The organism is Reyranella sp. (genome assembly GCF_965249915.1).
Taxonomy (GTDB): domain Bacteria; phylum Pseudomonadota; class Alphaproteobacteria; order Reyranellales; family Reyranellaceae; genus Reyranella.
Map to the genome: position 1 here is coordinate 1,445,005 of NZ_OZ252257.1, position 16,863 is coordinate 1,461,867.

The following is a 16,863-nucleotide window of genomic DNA, read 5'->3' on the forward strand; positions in this document are numbered from 1 at the left end:
GGGATGGACACCATCGCCCAGCCGACCGCACCTGCGAAGGACCTCGAGTTCAATCCGCTCGACCCGGCCTTCATCGCCGATCCCTATCCATTCTATCGCCGGCTGCGCGAGGCCGCCCCAGTTCTCAAGACGCCGCAGGGCTTCTGGCTGATCACGCGCTACGAGGACGTGGCGCTGTCGCTCCGCGACAAGCGCTTCGGCAAGGACTTCGAAGGCAACATGCGACGCCGCTACGGCGCCGACCGCATGGACGAGCCGGCGGTGGCGAGTCTCGCGAAGACCATGCTGGTGCAGGACCCGCCCGATCATACGCGCCTGCGTGGGCTGGTCACCAAGGCCTTCACGGCGCGCCGTGTCGCCGACATGCGGCCGCGCATCGAGGCCTTGGTCAAGGAACAGCTCGACCGGGTCGCCGACAAGGGCGAGATGGATGTGATGCGCGACCTGGCTCATCGCCTGCCGGTCATCGTGATCTGCGACATGCTGGGCATTCCCGAAGAGCATCGCGCCCCGTTCCTGGCGGGGAGCAACGTGAACGGTCGCATCCTCGAACCGGTTCCGATGACGCGCGAAGAGCTCGACCTGGCCAACCGCAACACCCAGATGGCCGCGGTCTATTTCAACCAGCTCTGCGAGCTGCGCCGCCGCGAGCCGCGCGACGACCTCACGACCGAATTGGTGAGGGCCGAGGAGGCAGGCGACAAGCTGTCGGCCGAGGAGCTGCAGGCGAATATCGGCCTGCTGTTCGGCGCCGGGCACGAGACGACGACCAACCTGATCGGCAACGGCCTGCTGGCGCTCCATCGCAATCCCGATCAGTGGGAGCGGCTCAAGGCCGACCCGTCGCTGATCCCCAACGCGGTCGAGGAACTGCTGCGCTACGACTCGTCGGTTCAGATCACCGGCCGTGTCACTCATGCCGAAGTCGAGCTGGGCGGCGTGACGATCGGCGCGGAGCAGAGCATCGTCGCCCTGCTGGGCGCGGCCAACCGCGATCCGGCGCAGTATCCCGATCCTGACCGGCTTGATGTCGGCCGCGAGCATATCCGTCCGATGTCGTTCGGGGGCGGCATCCATCATTGCCTGGGGGCGCAACTCGCGCGGCTGGAGGCCGAATTGGTGTTCGCGGCGCTGATCGAGCGCATGCCGAACCTGACGCTCCCCGAAAAGGACACGCCGGCCTGGCGCCGCAGCTTCACCCTGCGCGGCCTCAGCAAGCTCCCGGCGGTCTGGCACTAGCTCACGACATCACAGGATTTGGCACCGGCTATGGCGACACGCTGGCGAGGCGAGGGCGACCAACATCAGGGCGCCCGCCCGTATCAAGAAGACAGTTGGCGTCTGGTGACGTTGGGCGACGGCTCCGTGCTCGCGGTGGTGGCCGACGGGATGGGCGGACATGCCGGTGGGGCAGTCGCGAGCCAGCTCGCGGTCGACGCCTTCATCCATGCGGTGGAGCAGGGCGGCGATCTGGACGACGGGCTGCACGACGCCAACCAGGCGGTCGGCCGGGGCGCTCTCGCCCGGGGCGAACTCACCGGCATGGGCGCCACCCTGGTCGCGGCTCATCTGCGCGGCGACGAGGTGCGCTGGATAAGCGTCGGAGATTCGCCCTTCTACCTGGTCGAGGCCGGCCGGATCGAACGCCTGAACGCCGATCATTCGATGGCGCCGCAGATCGACGCGCTGGTCGCCCGCGGCATGCTCTCGGCCGAGGACGCCGAGCATCATCCCGGCCGGCATACCTTGCGCGAGGCGGTGATGGGCGAGCCCCTCACCCTGGTCGACCGGGGCCGCCGCCGGCTGGGGCCGGACGCGCGCCTGCTGGTATGCAGCGACGGCGTCCATAGCCTGAAGAACGAACAGATCCTGGCGCAGGCGGCGCTGCCAGCGGACCGCATCGTCGCGGCGGTGCTGGCTGCGGCCGCGGAGCATCAGGACAACATAACCGTCGTCAAGCTGGAGCGCGTGCGATGAGCCGGGGCCCTGTCGTCATCGAAGTCACGCGCGGTCCGGTCGTCGAAAGCCGTCACGAGGGCATCGCCGCGGTCGTGAAGGCCGACGGCACGGTCGTCGAGTCCTGGGGCGACATCGAGGCGGCGATCCTGCCGCGCTCGGCCAACAAGCCGATCCAGGCGATGGCCTTCGTCGAGAGCGGCGCGGTCGAGCGCTTCGGACTGGGCGACGAGCATGTCGCTCTGTCGTGCGCCTCGCACAGCGGCGAGACGCGGCATGTCGAGACGGTGCGCGCCTGGCTGGCGAAGGTCGGGTTGAGCGAGGCCGATCTCGAATGCGGCACGCACGCACCGCGCCTGCAGTCGAGCATCGAGGCCCTGGCCCGCGCCAATACGCTGCCGACCGCGGCGTTCAACAACTGCTCGGGCAAACATAGCGGCTTCCTGACGACGGCCGTGCACTATGGCGAGCCGACCAAGGGCTACATCACCTACGACCATCCGGTGCAGCGCCGGCTGCGCGAGACGATGAGCGCGCTGTGCGGCCTCGACGCCAACGCCTTTCCCCACGGCACCGATGGCTGCGGAATTCCCACGCTTGCCACGCCGCTCAAGAGTCTCGCGCAGGCGATGGCCTCGATGGCCGATCCGTCGGGCCTGTCGAGCAAGCGTGCCGACGCCGCAATCCGCATCCGCAAGGCGATGAACGCCGAGCCGTTCATGGTGGCCGGCACCGGCCGCTTCTGTACGCGCATCAACGAGGCCGCGCCCGGCGTGATTCAGGTGAAGACCGGCGCCGAGGGCGTGTTCTGCGGCATGCTGCCGACGCTCGGCCTCGGCGTGGCGCTGAAGGTCTGGGACGGCGCGGGCCGGGCGGCCGAGGTCGCGATGGCGGCGCTGCTCGATCATCTCGGCGTGCTGCCGGCGGGGCAGCGCGAAGAGGTGCTGCATCCGCAGATCAAGAACGTCGTCGGCCTGCTGGTCGGCGAGATGAGGCCGGCCAAGAGCTGGCTGGGCTGAGGTCCATCATGAGTCTCACGCTCGACATCCTGGAAGTCGGCGCCCGCGGCGACGGCGTCGCCGATCTCGAGGGCAAGCGCTACTTCGTGCCCTACTGCCTGCCGGCAGAGACGGTCGAGGCCGAACCGCTCGACAAGCGCGGCGACGGCATCGCCTGTGAGCTGCTCGAGGTGCTGGCGCCGTCGCGCCACCGCGAGACGCCGCCGTGCGCGCATTTCGGCACCTGCGGCGGCTGTGCCCTGCAGCACTGGCGTCGCGATATCTACACCGGCTGGAAGACCGAGCTGATCGCCAAGGCGCTGGCGCAGCGCGGCGTGAAGGCCCCGCGCTTCGAGGCGCCCGTCACCTGCGAGCCGGGCGAGCGCCGGCGCGCCGACATCGTGTTGCGGCGCGAGGGCAAGCGCGTCCTGGCGGGCTATCATGAACGGGCGAGCCAGAGCGTCGTCGACGTCGGCACCTGTGTGGTGGCACGTCCGAAGGTCAACGCCGCCATCGCGTCATTGAGGTCGGCGATGGCCGACATCCTGCGTGACGGCACCTCGGCCGATGCCGTGGTCAACGAGACCGACACCGGCCTCGACGTACTGATCCGCCCCCACAAGCGCTTCGAGATGACGCTCGCTATCCGCGAGGCGCTGATCGCGCTGGCCGAAAGCGCCGACCTGGCGCGCGTGAGCTGGGGCGACCGCGCGACGGCCGAGCCGGTACTGGTGCGCCGCACGCCGCAGCTCATCCTGAGCGACGTCACGATCGAGCCGCCACCGGGCGCATTCCTGCAGGCCACCAAGCGCGCCGAGCTGGTGATGCGTGCCGGCGTCAATGTCTGGGCCGGGGAGGCCGCGCATCTCGCCGACCTGTTCGCCGGCATCGGCGCGCTGTCGCTCGGCAAGCCGGGCAAGCTCAGCCTGTTCGAATACGACCGCCCCTCGGTCGCCGCCGTCGATGCCGCGGCACGCAAGCTGGGCGGCAACCGCGTGACCGTGCAACTGCGCGACCTGTTCCGGCGGCCGCTCAGCACCAAGGAACTCGAGGCCTTCGACGCCATCGTGCTCGACCCGCCGCGCGCGGGTGCTGCCGCGCAATGTGCCGAACTCGCCGCCTCGAAGGTCAAGCGCATCGTCTACGGCTCCTGCGACCCCGCCAGCTTCGCCCGCGACGTCCGCACCTTGCAGGACGGCGGCTACCGACTGGAAAAACTCATGCCCATCGACCAGTTCCTCTGGTCCGCGCATGTCGAGCTGATCGCGCTGCTGACGCGATAGAGTCGTGTCGGCGCGCCGCTGTCGTTCTTGTAATCCCGAGCGCGGTGGAGCCTCTCACGCCCGCTAGGGAGTCCGCTGACCGTTTCGTCACGTCCTTCGCGCTGCTCAGGACGACAGGAGCTTGTCTCACATCTTCTTGTCGACCGGCGGGAGGGGCTGCGGCTTGCCGACGACGATCGGGCCCTGACCCTGGCCGGGATTGTTCAGTCTCTGTCGTGCGACCGCGGTGATGATCAGGACGTCCTGACCGTCCTTGCCGCGGAAATGCTGTTTGCATTCCCGTGCGGCCGTGGTGGCCGCCGACTCAACCGAGGTTTGCCGGATCTGGTCGGCCTTGATGAACGGCTCGACGCACGCCGCCCAGGGGGCGGTGATGGCCTGTCTGAGCTGGGCAATGTTGGCCCGCGTCTGCAGCACGATCTGGGTGGCGAAGCCGAGATCCTCATTGTCCTTCAAGATATACAGCGAGCGGCACGCACTGCGCACGGCCTGCGCGATCGTCCCCGCGTCTGATCGCCCATCGTCCAGATCCCGGCTCTTGGCTGCCGCGCATTGGACCCAGGCGTTGGCCTGCTCGTTGATGCGCGCCCGGGCGCTGGGGGAAACCTCCGCCGACGCCGACACGGCCACCGGTTGCGCCGGGGCCTGGGAGGTGGGCTTCGACTCGGGATTACAGGCTGCCACGGAAGCGACCACCATCACCATCAGCGCGTGTATCTTCAATGCCGCCTCCCGCCTCGCTGGAAAAATGCCCCAAGGAAACCGCGAGAACAAGCGTCTCGCGCAACCGGCCCTCGAAGCGCCGTGACGCGAGGCGATGCCGACTGGAGAAACTCATGCCTATCGACCAATTCTCCTGGCCGGTTCATGTTGGGACAATTGATCCGCTGACAGGAAAACGAGGAGACGACCGATGATGTTCGACCTTTCCGGCAAGGTGGCCGTGGTGACCGGCGGGAGCCGTGGTATCGGCCGCTCGATCTGCGAACAAATGGCCGCCCATGGCGCCAAGGTCGTGGTGTCGAGCCGCAAGTTGCCGGCCTGCGAGGAGGTGGTGAAGGCCATCAAGGACAAGGGCGGCGAGGCCACGGCGGTCGCCGCCAGCATCTCCGACAAGGCCCAGCTCGAGAACCTCGTGGCCGAGGCCCGCAAGGCCTATGGCCGCATCGACATCATGGTCTGCAATGCCGCCTCCAATCCGTATTTCGGCCCGCTCAGCGGGCTGAAGGACGAAGTGTTCCAGAAGATCATGCAGAACAACGTGATGTCGAACCTGTGGCTGATGAACATGGTCGGTCCGGAGATGGCGGAGCGCAAGGACGGCGCCTTCATCATCGTCTCGTCGATCGGCGCGCTGGTCGGCTCGGCCCATATCGCAGCCTATAACATGAGCAAGGCGGCTGACCTGTCGCTGGTGAAGTCCCTCGCCATGGAGTGGGGCAAGCACAACATCAGGGTCAACGCCATCGCGCCCGGCCTGATCCAGACCGACTTCGCCAAGGCGCTGTGGGACAATCCGCAGATCCGGGCTGCGCAGGAGGGCAAGGCGGCGCTGAAGCGCATCGGCCAGCCCGACGACATCGGCGGCGTCGCTGTGTTCCTGGCCTCCAAGGCCGGCAACTTCATCTGCGGCCAGTGCATCATCGCCGACGGCGGCGTCATTGGCGCGGGCGCGGAGTAGCACTCATTGGAGCGCGCCACTCCAGTAGCGCATGGAGCTTAGGTGACGAGCAGAGGATGAGCGCCACTGGAGTGGCGCGCTCCATTGCTCGTTCTCAAGTTGTGATCGAGCGTTAAGCCGCCACGTCCAGCTCGCACCAGACCGGGACGTGATCCGACGGTTCGGTCTTGCCGCGTTCGGCCTTGTCGATCCCGACCGCAGTGAGGCGGTCGGCGGCCTGTGGCGACAGCAGCAGGTGGTCGATTCTGAGCCCGTTGCCCTTGGGCCAGGCGCCCGCCTGGTAATCCCAGAACGTGTACTGTTCGCCGTCGGGATGGAACGCCCGCACCGCGTCGGTCAGGCCGAGGTTGAGCAGCTTGCGGAACGCCGCCCGTGACTCGGGCTGGCAGAGCGCGTCGCCGGCGAAAGCCTTGGGATCGAAGACGTCCATCTCGGTCGGGCAGACATTGTAGTCGCCGCACAGCACGAACATCTCCTCGCGCGCCAGCAGCTCGCGCGCGTGGGCGAGCAGCCGCTCCATCCAGGCGAGCTTGTAGGCGAACTTCTCGGTGCCGACCGGATTGCCGTTGGGCAGGTAGAGTCCGCCGACCGTCAGCGGCCCGCGCGGCGTGTAGACCCGCCCTTCGACATAGCGCGCCGGCTCGTCCTCGGCGGCGCCGGGCAGGGCGCGCGCCGTCACATCGAAGGCGTGGTGGGACAGGAACGCGACGCCGTTGAACCCCTTCTGGCCCACGATCGCCGCCTTGTAGCCCGCGGCCTCGACCTCGGCCGTGGGGAATTGCGGCTCCTGCGCCTTGATTTCCTGCAGCACGACGATGTCGGGCTTGGCCTCCTGCAGCCACGCCACCAGATTGCCGGTGCGCTTGCGGACGGAGTTCACGTTCCAGGTCGCGATTTTCATGAGTTCAGGCTGCCTCTCTTGCCGCCCTCATAGCATGCCTCAGTCCTGCGGCTCGATCTTCGCCTCGAGCACGACCTGCCGCCATTTCTCGCTGTCGGCGCGCACGAACCCCGCGAAGTCGGTGGGACTGTTGTCGGTAAAGATCTCCAGCCCCTGTTCGAGCAGTTTGGCCTGCGCCGTCGGAATGACGGCCTGCAGCGCGCCGTTGAGGCGCTCCACGATCGCGGCCGGGGTCTGGGCCGGGCCGAACAGGCCGACCCAGCCGCCGGCATCCATGCCGCGCAGCTCGGGCAGGCCCGATTCGGCCAAGGTCGGCATGTCGGGCAGGGTGGGCGAGCGCTTGAGGGTCGAGACGGCGATGCCCTTGGCTTGTCCCGCCTTGATGCGGGCCAGGGCGCCGGGGGCGCCGTCGAACAGGAACTGGATGCGGCCGGCCGCGAGGTCGAGCTGCGCCGGGCCGCTGCCGCGATAGGGGACATGCACCATGTCTAGGCCGAGGCGCAGCCGCAGCATCTCCATGATCAGGTGGTTGAGATTGCCCTGGCCGAACGAGCCGTAGCTGGTCTTGCCGGGATTGGCCTTCACGTAGGCCACGAACTCGGCGGTGGTGCTGACCGGCACGTCTGACGCGGCCAGCAGGACGAGGGCGCCGCGCGCGATGCCGGCGATCGGCGTGAAGTCGCGCTCGACCACATAGGGCACGTTCTTCGTGACCCATGGGCCGCTGGCGATCGGCGAATTCGAGGTGAGGAGAAGGGTGTAGCCGTTGGGCGCCGCGCGGGCGACGGCGGCGCTGCCCATGATGCCCGAGGCGCCGGCGCGGTTGTCGATGACGAGGCGCTGCCCGATCTCGGTCGACAACGGCTCGAGCAGCAGGCGGCCGCTGATGTCGGCGGCGTTGCCCGGTGGATAGGGCACGACGAGGGTGACGGGACGGGCCGGCCAGGCCTCCTGCGCCGTCGCGGGGAAGGCAAGAAGGCTCGCCGCCGAGAAGGCGAAGGTCCGTCGTCCGATGTTCATTGAAGCTCCCTGAGGGCGGCACGCTATCAGCCGGCCCGTCAGGGAAGAAGAAGCCGCAACCGCAACGCGGACGGACTAACGACTTTCCATTCGAATGTGGAAGTGCGCCGTCGTACGGCGCGATCGGTCACAGTGGTCGTTCGTCTTCGGCGCTCCCAAACATCGCTGCGCGATGACTTGCCCCTCAGCAGCCGAGATTCGCTCGGCTCACACGCTGAACGAGTTGCCGCAGCCGCAGGAGGAGGTCGCGTTCGGGTTCTTCACCTGGAACGCCGAGCCGACCATTTCCTCGACGTAGTCGAGCTGGCTGCCCTTGAGGAACTCGAGCGACGTGGCGTCGACCAGGACGGCGGCGCCGTCATGCTCGATGACCAGATCGTCGTCGTTGCGCGCTTCCTCGAACGAGAAATTGTACTGGAAGCCCGAGCAGCCGCCGCCCAGGACCGCCACCCGCATCATGACGGGCTTGGGCTCCTTGGAGGCCAGGAAGGCAATCCGCTTGGCCGCGTTGGAGGTCACGGAGAAGGTGGTGTCGTTCATGCCTACAAGATGTGGTGGGAGAGGCGATTCGTCAATCCCGACAAAAACCCTCGGAGATTAGGGCTTTTTGCGCAGTCGCGCCCGGACCCGCTCGCGATGAAGGATGTAGAGGCCGGAGCCCGTGACCAGCGGCAGGCCGTACCAGACGGTCCAGGACGGCTCTTCCTTGAACCACAGGTAGCCGTAGGCCATGGCGAGCACGATGGCGGTATAGTCGAACGGCGCCAGGATGGCGGCCGGGGCGAGGCGCCAGGCCCGGGTGATCAGCACCTGCGCGCAGCCACCCAGCAGGCCGAGGGTGAGCAACCAGATCCAGTCGAGCAGCGGCGGCCATTTCCATTCCGGGATGGCGCAGGCGACCGACACGACGGTGCCCACGATCGCGAACCAGAACAGGGTCACGACGTCGGGATCGTGGCGGCTGAGCAGGCGGACCAGCACGGTCGAGAGCGAGTAGCAGAAGGTCGCGGCCAGGATGACCAGCGAGACCGGGTGGAACTCGATCGCGAAAGGATCGAGCATGATCAGCACCCCGGCGAAACCCACGCCCACGGCCGTCCAGCGCCGCCAGCCGACCTCCTCGCGCAGGATCGGCACGGACAGCGCCACCATGAACAGCGGCGCCGAAAAGGAGATGGCGTAGGCATCCACGAGCGGCATGCGCGGGAAGGCGTAGAAGAAGCCGAACATGCTGCAGAAGCCGATGCCGACCCTGAGCGCTTGCAGCCCCGGCCGGGTGCTGCGGACCACCCGGAGGCCGCCGGCATGCCAGATCAGCACCGCGACGGGCACCAGGGCCACGGCGCTGCGAAAGACCATGAGCTGGAAGGAGCCGTAGGTGCCGCCCAGCCCCTTGACCATTGCGTCCATCGTGCAGAACAGCACGAGCGCGCTCATCTTGAAGTAGATGCCGTGCAGGGCGGTCTGGCTGGGGGCGTTGGTCAAGGTCGCGCTATTTGGCTTGGGCGCCATCCTCTGTAAAGTGACGTTCGTGGGGGATCAGAGGATCGAAAGCGCGTGAGCTGGCTGTTGCGCCGCATCAATTCGCCTCATGCTCCCGTGGTCATCGCGTTGCTCGTGCTCGTGGGCGCCCTGGCGCTGCGCATCGCCGATCCGGGGGCGCTGACGCGCATCCGGGATTTTGCCTTCGACGGCTATCAGCGGATCGAACCGCGCGAATACAATCCCGAGACTCCGGTACGCATCGTCGACATCGACGAGGCAGCGCTTGAGGCCTATGGCCAGTGGCCGTGGCCGCGCACGATCGTTGCGCGCTTGGTCGACAAGCTGACCGAGAAGGGCGCGGTGGTGGTGGCGTTCGACGCGGTGTTCGCCGAACCGGACCGCTCGTCGATCAGCCGCATGATCCAGGACCTGGTGGTGGTCGCCGATCCCGATACGGTGGAAAAGCTCGCGGCCGCGGTCGAGGACAACGACAAGGTGCTGGCCGACGCCATGGCCCGCTCACGCGTCGTCACCGGCTTCGGCTTCGACGTGAAAGGCCTGGGTGCGCCGCCGCGCACCTTCCACGGCGTGGCCTTCGCCGGCGACCAGCCCAGCCAATTCCTGCCGCAGCAGGGCGGCACGGTGAAATCCATCGAGATCCTCGAAGCCGCGGCCAAGGGCAATGGCAGCGTCAACACCGACGTCGACAGCATCGTGATCCGCCGTGTGCCGATGCTGTTCCGCGTCGCGGGGTACGACGGCCTTTTCCCGGCCCTCTCGATCGAAGCGCTGCGGGTGGCCCAGGAGGCCTCGTCCTATCTGATCAAGTCGTCCGGTGCGAGCGGTGAGCTGTCGTTCGGCGAGAAGACGGGCATCGTCGCGATCAAGACCGGCGCCCTCGAGGTGCCGACCGACGGCCGTGGCCGGGTCGTGCTCTACGACACCGGCCACAAGGAGGAACGGTTCATCTCGGCGCGCGCCGTGCTGCGCGACGAGGTCCCCGCGAAGGCGCTGGAGGGTCAGGTGATCTTCGTCGGCACCAGCGCCATTGGCTTGAAGGACCTGCGCAACACGCCGGTGCAGGACGGCGTGCCGGGCGTCGAGGTCCACGCCCAGCTCGCCGAGCAGATGCTGGAGCAGCAGTTCCTCGCCCGGCCCGACTATGCCGATGGCGCGGAGTTCCTCTATCTGGCGGCCGTCGGCCTGCTGATGGTCGTGCTGCTGCCGCTGCTGTCGGCCGGCAGGATGGCGTTCGTCGCTGCGATCCTGATCGGCGCCGGGCTGATCGTGCCGTGGCTGGCCTATTCCCGGCTCCACCTGCTGTTCGATCCGATCTATCCGCCGCTCACCCTGACGGCGATCTATGTCGGCGGCACGGCGCTTGCCTTCATGCGGACGGAGCGGGAGCGGGCGGAGATCCGCGGGGCCTTCGGCATGTACCTGTCGCCAGACCTGGTGGAGCAGCTTGCGCGCAATCCCGGCCTGCTGCAGCTCGGCGGCGAGCAGCGCGAGGTCACGGTGATGTTCACCGACGTGCGCGGCTTCACCACGATCTCGGAGCAGTTCGATCCGCAGGGGCTGACGCGGTTCATGAACCGCTTCCTGACGCCGATGACCGACCTGATCCTAAGCCGCAAGGGCACGATCGACAAATACATGGGCGACGCCATCATGGCGTTCTGGAACGCGCCCCTGCCGGTCGATCGCCATGCCGCGCGTGCCTGCGACGCGGCGCTCGCCATGCAGGCCCGTCTTGCCGTGCTGAACGAGGAGTGGCGCGTCGAGGCCGTGGCCGAGGGCCGCAAGCACATCCCCGTCAACATCGGCGTCGGCCTGAACACCGGGCTCGCTTCCGTCGGCAATTTCGGCTCGACCCAGCGCTTCACCTATTCCTGCCTGGGCGATGCCGTGAACCTGGCGTCGCGCCTCGAAGGCCAGTGCAAGACCTATGGTGTCGGCATCATCGTCGGGCACAGGACGCGCGAGGCGATTGAAGCCTATGCGACGCTGGAGATCGACCTCGTCACGGTGAAGGGAAAGACCGAGCCAGAGCGGGTCTACGCGCTGCTGGGGGACGCCGCGCTCGCGAAATCGCCGGCCTATGCCGCGCTGGTCGGGCAGCAGGACGAGTTCCTCCGGCTCTATCGCAGCGGTGCCTTCGCCGAGGCGCTGGAGATGATCGGGACGTGCCGGGCGGCGGCGGATGCGGCCGGCTGGCGGCAGCGCTATTACGAAATGATGCGCGGGCGACTCGACGAGCTGATCGACGATTCGCCGGTGGACTGGAAGGGAGTCTATGTCGCCAAGGACAAGTGAGCAGGACCGTCGCCTCGAAGCCATCGAGGCCCTCGTATGTCGTGACGTCGGTCGCAAGACCCAGGCGCTGATCGATGCCAATCTCGGCGGCCTCGCCGATGCGGCGGCGTCGCTGGCGATGGCCACGCGTGTGGGATTGATCACCGGCTTCTTCGTGCCGCGCGGCGACGTGGCGGCGCCCGAGACCGATGGGCCCGTGGGCACCGCGCTGCTGGCGGCGGCGCTGGCGGCCTGCGGCGTGCCTGCGCGCATCGCCGTCGACACGCCCAGTGTCGAGGCCGTGCGCGCGGCCGTCCGGGCGACCGGCGAAGCCGTGATCGTCGACGAGATTGTGCTGGGAGATGACGGCGCGATCGACGCGCTGGCGGAGGTCTGGCGGCAGGAGAATCTCTCCCATGTCGTCGCCATCGAGCGCTGCGGGCGCAGTGCCGACGGCAAGCCGCGCAACATGCGCGGCGTCGACGTCTCGCCCTGGACCCTGCCGCTCGACTCGCTGTTCGAGGGCGGCGACTGGACGAAGGTCGCGGTGGGCGACGGCGGCAACGAGGTCGGCATGGGCAAGCTGCCGGCGGGCCTGATCGCCCGGCACGTGCCCAACGGCGCAGAGATCGCCTGCGTGACGTCGTGCGATCACCTCGTGGTCGCCGGCGTCTCGAACTGGGGTGCTTACGGGCTGATGGCGGCACTCGCCGTGCTGCGTCCCGACTGGCGTCCGACAATTGCGAAATTCCTGACCGCGGAACGGGACTTCTTCGTCACCGATACGATCGTGAGGGAAGCGGGCGCCGTGGACGGCGTGACGGCGCAGCGCGTCGCCACGGTCGACGGATTCGGGCCGGAAATCCACGGCCCGCTCGTCGACAGGCTCGGTCGCATTGCATGGGGAGAAGGCGCGCATTAGCTTGCGCGCCATGGAAAATCCCTACGCTCCGACGCATCCCGAGATCCGCGACGCCGTTCGCCAGCTCTGCCTGAAGTTCGATGGCGCCTACTGGCGCGATCTCGACCGCGAGCGCGGCTATCCGACCGCCTTCGTGAAGGCGCTGACCGAGGCCGGCTGGTTGTCGATCCTGATCCCCGAGGAATATGGCGGCGCCGGCCTGGGCATCTCGGCGGCCAGCGCGGTGCTCGAGGAGATCCACAAGGCCGGCTGCAACGCCGCGGCCTGCCACGCCCAGATGTACATCATGGGCACGGTGCTGCGGCACGGCAGCAAGGAGCAGAAGGAACGCTACCTGCCGAAGATCGCGACCGGCGAGCTCCGCCTGCAGGCGTTCGGCGTCACCGAACCGTCGAGCGGCACCGATACGCTGAGTCTTCGCACCACGGCGGTGAAGAAAGACAACAGCACCTACGTCGTGAACGGCCAGAAGGTCTGGACCAGCCGCGCCGAGCATTCCGACCTGATGCTGCTGCTCGCCCGCACCACGCCGCGCGAGCAGACCAAGAAGAAGACGGAAGGCCTGTCGGTGTTCCTGGTCGACATGCGCTCGGCGCTGGGCAAGGGGCTTACCATCCGGCCGATCCGGACCATGATGAACCACAACAGCACCGAAGTGTTCTTCGACAACATGGAAGTGTCGGCCGAGAACCTGATCGGCGAGGAGGGGCAGGGCTTCCGCTACATCCTCTCCGGCATGAACGCCGAGCGCGTGCTGATCGCCTCGGAATGCATCGGCGACGGCAAGTGGTTCATCGAGCGGGCCGTGAACTACGCCAAGGAGCGCAAGCTGTTCGGCCGCCCGATCGGCCAGAACCAGGGCGTCCAGTATCCGATCGCCCGCGCCTATACCCAGATCGAGGCGGCCGACCTGATGGTGCGCAAGGCCGCCGCGATGTTCGAGGCCGGCATCAATGCCGGCGCCGAGGCCAACATGGCCAAGATGCTGGCGTCGGAAGCCTCTTGGGCAGCCGCCGAGATGTGCGTGCAGACGCATGGCGGCTTCGGCTTCGCCGAGGAATACGACGTCGAGCGCAAGTTCCGCGAAGCCCGCCTCTACACGGTGGCGCCGATCTCCACGAACATGATCCTGAACTTCGTCGCGGAGCACGTTCTGGGATTGCCGCGGTCGTACTAGCCTTCCCTGCTTGCGCAGCGATGGACCTTTCTGCAGTCGCAAGAAGGTCCGTCGCTGCGCTGGGGATGACAATGACGGGTGAGCGACCGCTAACGGCCCGCTCGATATCCTTCAATGCTGGAACACAGCCGACTTCAGCGCCGAGATTGCGGCCGAGATGGCCGCATGGCCGACCATCAGGAGGAACACGGTCCAGCAGGCGGTGACCGCCGTCATTGCCCAGCCGAACATGGCCATCAACCCGTCATCCTCGATGAGAGCGAAGCAGAAGAAGAGAATTGCCCAGGCCGGGAAGAAATTGTCGAAGGGAATCGGCAGAGCGAGGATCAGCACGTCGATCGACAAAGCGATCAGCAGCAGCCGGCGCGGCACGCCGTTCACCCATCCTTCGTGGCGCGCATGCACGGTGTTCTCGAGCCAGCGGATGAAGCGGCGCGCGCGGTTCAGGAAATCCTGCAGCTTGCCGCGCGGCAGACCGCGCTTGCCGATCGTCGCGGGCAGGCACGGGACGGGGTGGCCGGCGAAGTATTGCGCGAGCACGTAGAGCATCGGCACGCCGGTGATCGTCGACAGCCAGGGTATGCCCGACGGAATGATGTTCGCGATGTTGATCGCCAGAACCGCGAAGGCGTAGGAGCGGCCTTCGAAACCCTCGAGGAATTCGTTCAGCGAGAGGACCGAGTTGCGGTCCCCGGCAAACAGCCGGTCGAGGGTCGCGAGAAGGCCGAAATTGTCCTTCATCCCCCTTTCCGCGAAACCAGGCGGCGCGCCAGCACGAGATGCGGCTTGTCGAGCATCTTGCCGTCCATCGTGAGGACGCCGGCGCCCGGATTGCCCTCGAAGGTCGCGATGACGCGACGGGCCCAGTCGATCTCGGCATCTGTCGGCGTGAAGACCTCGTGGATGATCGCGACCTGGTCGGGATGGATCGCGATCTTGCCGCCATAGCCCATGCGCCGTGCGTCGTGCGCCTCGGCGCGCAGGCCCTCGACGTTGCGGATGTCAGGATAGACCGTGTCGTAGGCCGTGACGCCGGCTGCGACCGAAGCCATCAGGTTGACCGTGCGCGCCATCTTGAACGTATCGTCGTAGACGCCGGGCGAGGGGCCCTTCGCCAGCGCGCCGAGATCGGCCATCAGGTCCTCGCCGCCCCAGGAATGGCCGATCAGGCGGGCATGCCTGGCCGGCGCCGCGGTGAGGGCGAGGATCGCCGCTGCGCTCTCGGTGGCGATGGTCAGGATGCGGGTCGCGCCGGCCTCGATGCCCTCGCGCGCCTCCAGCGCGTCGAGATAGTTGGACAAGAGGTCGAGATCGGCCTGGCCGACACACTTGGGGAACACGATGCCGTCGGGCTTGCCCTGCATGACGGTGGCGAGGTCGCCCAGGGTCAGGCCGGTGTCGAGCGCGTTGACCCTTACGTAGAGCTTGGGGCCGGCACGGTCAGCACCGTTCAGATAGGCCAGCGCCATATCGCGCGCGATCGTCTTGCGGTCGGTGGCGACGGAATCCTCGAGGTCGAGAATGAGCCCATCCGCGCCGGAGGCGGGGCCCTTGGCGAGCTTGCGCTCGGAATCGGCGGGAACGAACAGGAAGGATCGCACGGTCTTCAGCTCCTGGGCTTTTTGCGCATCAGCGCCTGGCGGGTGCACTCGGCCACGATCTCGTCGCGCTGGTTGATCGCGGTGTGGGCGAACTCGACGATGCCGGCATCGGGGCGCGACTTGCTCTCGCGCAGGCTCACGACGCGGGTTCGCACCCGCAGCGTGTCGCCGTGGAACACCGGCTTGGGAAAGCGCACGTCGGTCATGCCGAGATTGGCGATGGTGGTGCCGAGGGTCGTGTCGTTCACGGTGATGCCGATCATCAGGCCCAGCGTGAACAGGCTGTTCACGATGCGCTGGCCGAACTCGGTCTTGGAGGCGAATTCCTCGTCGAGATGCAGCGGCTGGACGTTCATGGTGAGCGAGCTGAACAGGACATTGTCCATCTCGGTCACGGTGCGCGTCCATTCGTGCTCGAACACGCGGCCGACGGTGAAGTCCTCGTAATGAAGTCCTGCCATCTTTCTCCTCGCGGAAGGGCGACTTCCTAGCATGGATGGACGCTGCCCGGCTCGCCATCGTATCAAGGGTGCCACAGGATGAAACACCGAGACGGGAGTAAGTCGATGCGCGCAATGCTGAGCGAAACGCCGGGCGGGCCGGAGAGCCTGAAGCTGGTGGAAATGCCGTCCAAGCCGCTGGGCAAGGGCCAGGTGCGCGTCGCGACCAAGGCGGCGGGCGTCAACTTCCCCGACACGCTGATCATCCAGGACAAGTACCAGTTCAAGCCGCCGCGCCCCTTCGCGCCGGGCCACGAGATCGCGGGCGACATCACCGAGGTCGGCGAGGGCGTCACCGGCTACAAGGTTGGCGACCGCGTGATCGGCATGATCGGCAGCGGCGGCTATGCCACCGAGGCCGTGGTCGACGAGATCCAGCTGCTGCCGATGCCGAAGAACATGAGCTACGAGGATGGTGCGGCGTTCACCATGACCTACGGCACCTCGTACTACGCGCTGAAGCAGCGCAGCAGCTACAAGCCGGGCGAGACCCTGCTGGTCACCGGCGCCTCGGGCGGCGTCGGCCTCACTGCGGTCGAGCTGGGCGCCCTGATGGGCCTCAAGGTCATCGCCGCCGTCGGTTCCGACGAGAAGATGGAGATCTGCAAGAAGTACGGCGCCACGATGTTCGTGAACTACGCCAAGGAGAAGATGCGCGACAAGGTCAAGGAACTGACCGGCGGCGCGGGCGCGGACATCATCTACGACGCGGTCGGCGGCGATGCCTTCGACGAATCGATCCGCTGCATCGCCTGGTACGGGCGCCTTCTGGTGGTGGGTTTCGCGGCGGGCCGCATCCCGTCGCTGCCGGCCAATCTCGCGCTGCTGAAGAGCTGCGACGTGCGCGGCGTGTTCTACGGCGCCTGGCGCGGCCGCGAGCCCGCCGAGGCGCGCAAGAACTTCGACGAGATGCTGGCCTGGTACGGCGAGGGCAAGCTGAAGCCGCACATCTCCATGCGCTTCCCGCTGGAGAAGGCGGCCGACGCCATGAACGCCCTGCTGTCGCGCAAGGCGACCGGCAAGGTCATCATCGAGGTCGCCTGA

Annotated in this window: 17 protein-coding genes; 9 read left to right on the forward strand and 8 right to left on the reverse strand. The window is 67.3% G+C overall.

Annotated features, from left to right (window positions below; translation table 11 throughout):
• Positions 1-3 precede the first annotated feature (3 nt).
• The 4 genes from ACP15H_RS07090 to ACP15H_RS07105 are packed head-to-tail and all read left to right on the forward strand — an operon-like array spanning position 4 to position 4,237.
• On the forward strand, positions 4-1,239 hold the full coding sequence (locus tag ACP15H_RS07090; protein ID WP_425065499.1) for a cytochrome P450: 1,236 nt from the start codon (positions 4-6) through the stop codon (positions 1,237-1,239).
• A gap of 30 nt (positions 1,240-1,269) precedes the next feature.
• Entirely contained in the window at positions 1,270-1,977 is a 708-nt protein-coding gene (locus tag ACP15H_RS07095; RefSeq protein ID WP_425065500.1) for a PP2C family protein-serine/threonine phosphatase, read from the forward strand.
• Positions 1,974-2,975: an asparaginase gene (locus ACP15H_RS07100; RefSeq protein ID WP_425065501.1), complete on the forward strand. Its 1,002-nt coding sequence runs from the start codon at positions 1,974-1,976 to the stop codon at positions 2,973-2,975. Before ACP15H_RS07095 ends, ACP15H_RS07100 begins: the two co-directional genes overlap by 4 nt.
• Before the next feature lie 8 nt (positions 2,976-2,983).
• Positions 2,984-4,237, forward strand: a complete 1,254-nt coding sequence (locus ACP15H_RS07105) for a class I SAM-dependent RNA methyltransferase (RefSeq protein WP_425065502.1) — start codon at positions 2,984-2,986, stop codon at positions 4,235-4,237.
• Between the two features lie 126 nt (positions 4,238-4,363).
• Here the strand turns inward: ACP15H_RS07105 and ACP15H_RS07110 are convergent, their stop codons facing one another.
• Positions 4,364-4,960 (reverse strand): hypothetical protein, encoded by a 597-nt coding sequence (locus ACP15H_RS07110; RefSeq protein WP_425065503.1) that lies wholly within the window; start codon positions 4,958-4,960, stop codon positions 4,364-4,366.
• Positions 4,961-5,150: 190 nt separating this feature from the next.
• On the opposite strand from ACP15H_RS07110, the gene ACP15H_RS07115 reads away from it, so the two are divergent.
• Positions 5,151-5,918, forward strand: a complete 768-nt coding sequence (locus ACP15H_RS07115) for an SDR family NAD(P)-dependent oxidoreductase (RefSeq protein WP_425065504.1) — start codon at positions 5,151-5,153, stop codon at positions 5,916-5,918.
• 112 nt (positions 5,919-6,030) lie between these two features.
• Here the strand turns inward: ACP15H_RS07115 and ACP15H_RS07120 are convergent, their stop codons facing one another.
• From ACP15H_RS07120 to ACP15H_RS07135, 4 genes are all read right to left on the reverse strand, one after another.
• Positions 6,031-6,819, reverse strand: coding sequence for an exodeoxyribonuclease III (locus ACP15H_RS07120; RefSeq protein ID WP_425065505.1), 789 nt, complete (start codon positions 6,817-6,819; stop codon positions 6,031-6,033).
• A 39-nt stretch (positions 6,820-6,858) separates the two neighbouring features.
• Entirely contained in the window at positions 6,859-7,839 is a 981-nt protein-coding gene (locus tag ACP15H_RS07125; RefSeq protein WP_425065506.1) for a Bug family tripartite tricarboxylate transporter substrate binding protein, read from the reverse strand.
• A 207-nt stretch (positions 7,840-8,046) separates the two neighbouring features.
• Positions 8,047-8,379, reverse strand: a complete 333-nt coding sequence (erpA, locus tag ACP15H_RS07130; RefSeq protein WP_425065507.1) for an iron-sulfur cluster insertion protein ErpA — start codon at positions 8,377-8,379, stop codon at positions 8,047-8,049.
• Between the two features lie 57 nt (positions 8,380-8,436).
• Positions 8,437-9,324, reverse strand: a complete 888-nt coding sequence (locus ACP15H_RS07135; RefSeq protein ID WP_425065508.1) for a DMT family transporter — start codon at positions 9,322-9,324, stop codon at positions 8,437-8,439.
• Positions 9,325-9,396: 72 nt separating this feature from the next.
• Here ACP15H_RS07135 and ACP15H_RS07140 point away from each other — a divergent pair, with 72 nt between their 5' ends.
• Genes ACP15H_RS07140 through ACP15H_RS07150 form a run of 3 tightly spaced genes read left to right on the forward strand, consistent with a single transcriptional unit; the run spans position 9,397 to position 13,718 of the window.
• Positions 9,397-11,640 carry a CHASE2 domain-containing protein gene (locus ACP15H_RS07140; RefSeq protein ID WP_425065509.1) on the forward strand — a complete coding sequence of 748 codons (2,244 nt, stop codon included), beginning with the start codon at positions 9,397-9,399 and terminating at the stop codon, positions 11,638-11,640.
• Positions 11,621-12,541 carry a glutamate cyclase domain-containing protein gene (locus tag ACP15H_RS07145; protein WP_425065510.1) on the forward strand — a complete coding sequence of 307 codons (921 nt, stop codon included), beginning with the start codon at positions 11,621-11,623 and terminating at the stop codon, positions 12,539-12,541. Before ACP15H_RS07140 ends, ACP15H_RS07145 begins: the two co-directional genes overlap by 20 nt.
• A 10-nt stretch (positions 12,542-12,551) precedes the next feature.
• Entirely contained in the window at positions 12,552-13,718 is a 1,167-nt protein-coding gene (locus ACP15H_RS07150) for an acyl-CoA dehydrogenase family protein (RefSeq protein ID WP_425065511.1), read from the forward strand.
• A gap of 111 nt (positions 13,719-13,829) precedes the next feature.
• On the opposite strand, the gene ACP15H_RS07155 is transcribed toward ACP15H_RS07150, so the two are convergent.
• The 3 genes from ACP15H_RS07155 to ACP15H_RS07165 are packed head-to-tail and all read right to left on the reverse strand — an operon-like array spanning position 13,830 to position 15,780.
• Positions 13,830-14,459 (reverse strand): exopolysaccharide biosynthesis protein, encoded by a 630-nt coding sequence (locus ACP15H_RS07155; RefSeq protein ID WP_425065512.1) that lies wholly within the window; start codon positions 14,457-14,459, stop codon positions 13,830-13,832.
• Positions 14,456-15,319, reverse strand: coding sequence for an HpcH/HpaI aldolase/citrate lyase family protein (locus ACP15H_RS07160; RefSeq protein WP_425065513.1), 864 nt, complete (start codon positions 15,317-15,319; stop codon positions 14,456-14,458). The genes ACP15H_RS07155 and ACP15H_RS07160 overlap by 4 nt, the downstream gene beginning before the upstream one ends.
• 5 nt (positions 15,320-15,324) lie before the next feature.
• Positions 15,325-15,780 carry a MaoC family dehydratase gene (locus tag ACP15H_RS07165; RefSeq protein WP_425065514.1) on the reverse strand — a complete coding sequence of 152 codons (456 nt, stop codon included), beginning with the start codon at positions 15,778-15,780 and terminating at the stop codon, positions 15,325-15,327.
• Between the two features lie 105 nt (positions 15,781-15,885).
• On the opposite strand from ACP15H_RS07165, the gene ACP15H_RS07170 reads away from it, so the two are divergent.
• On the forward strand, positions 15,886-16,863 hold the full coding sequence (locus tag ACP15H_RS07170) for an NADPH:quinone oxidoreductase family protein (RefSeq protein ID WP_425065515.1): 978 nt from the start codon (positions 15,886-15,888) through the stop codon (positions 16,861-16,863).

Coding starts and splice junctions, on each gene's coding strand:
- ACP15H_RS07125 (WP_425065506.1), bottom strand. CDS start 7,839: ATGAACATCGGACGACGGACCTTCGCCTTCTCGGCGGCGAGCCTTCTT.
- ACP15H_RS07170 (WP_425065515.1), top strand. CDS start 15,886: ATGCGCGCAATGCTGAGCGAAACGCCGGGCGGGCCGGAGAGCCTGAAG.
- ACP15H_RS07115 (WP_425065504.1), top strand. CDS start 5,151: ATGATGTTCGACCTTTCCGGCAAGGTGGCCGTGGTGACCGGCGGGAGC.
- ACP15H_RS07090 (WP_425065499.1), top strand. CDS start 4: ATGGACACCATCGCCCAGCCGACCGCACCTGCGAAGGACCTCGAGTTC.
- ACP15H_RS07105 (WP_425065502.1), top strand. CDS start 2,984: ATGAGTCTCACGCTCGACATCCTGGAAGTCGGCGCCCGCGGCGACGGC.
- ACP15H_RS07155 (WP_425065512.1), bottom strand. CDS start 14,459: ATGAAGGACAATTTCGGCCTTCTCGCGACCCTCGACCGGCTGTTTGCC.
- ACP15H_RS07100 (WP_425065501.1), top strand. CDS start 1,974: ATGAGCCGGGGCCCTGTCGTCATCGAAGTCACGCGCGGTCCGGTCGTC.
- erpA (WP_425065507.1), bottom strand. CDS start 8,379: ATGAACGACACCACCTTCTCCGTGACCTCCAACGCGGCCAAGCGGATT.
- ACP15H_RS07120 (WP_425065505.1), bottom strand. CDS start 6,819: ATGAAAATCGCGACCTGGAACGTGAACTCCGTCCGCAAGCGCACCGGC.
- ACP15H_RS07095 (WP_425065500.1), top strand. CDS start 1,270: ATGGCGACACGCTGGCGAGGCGAGGGCGACCAACATCAGGGCGCCCGC.
- ACP15H_RS07145 (WP_425065510.1), top strand. CDS start 11,621: ATGTCGCCAAGGACAAGTGAGCAGGACCGTCGCCTCGAAGCCATCGAG.
- ACP15H_RS07165 (WP_425065514.1), bottom strand. CDS start 15,780: ATGGCAGGACTTCATTACGAGGACTTCACCGTCGGCCGCGTGTTCGAG.
- ACP15H_RS07150 (WP_425065511.1), top strand. CDS start 12,552: ATGGAAAATCCCTACGCTCCGACGCATCCCGAGATCCGCGACGCCGTT.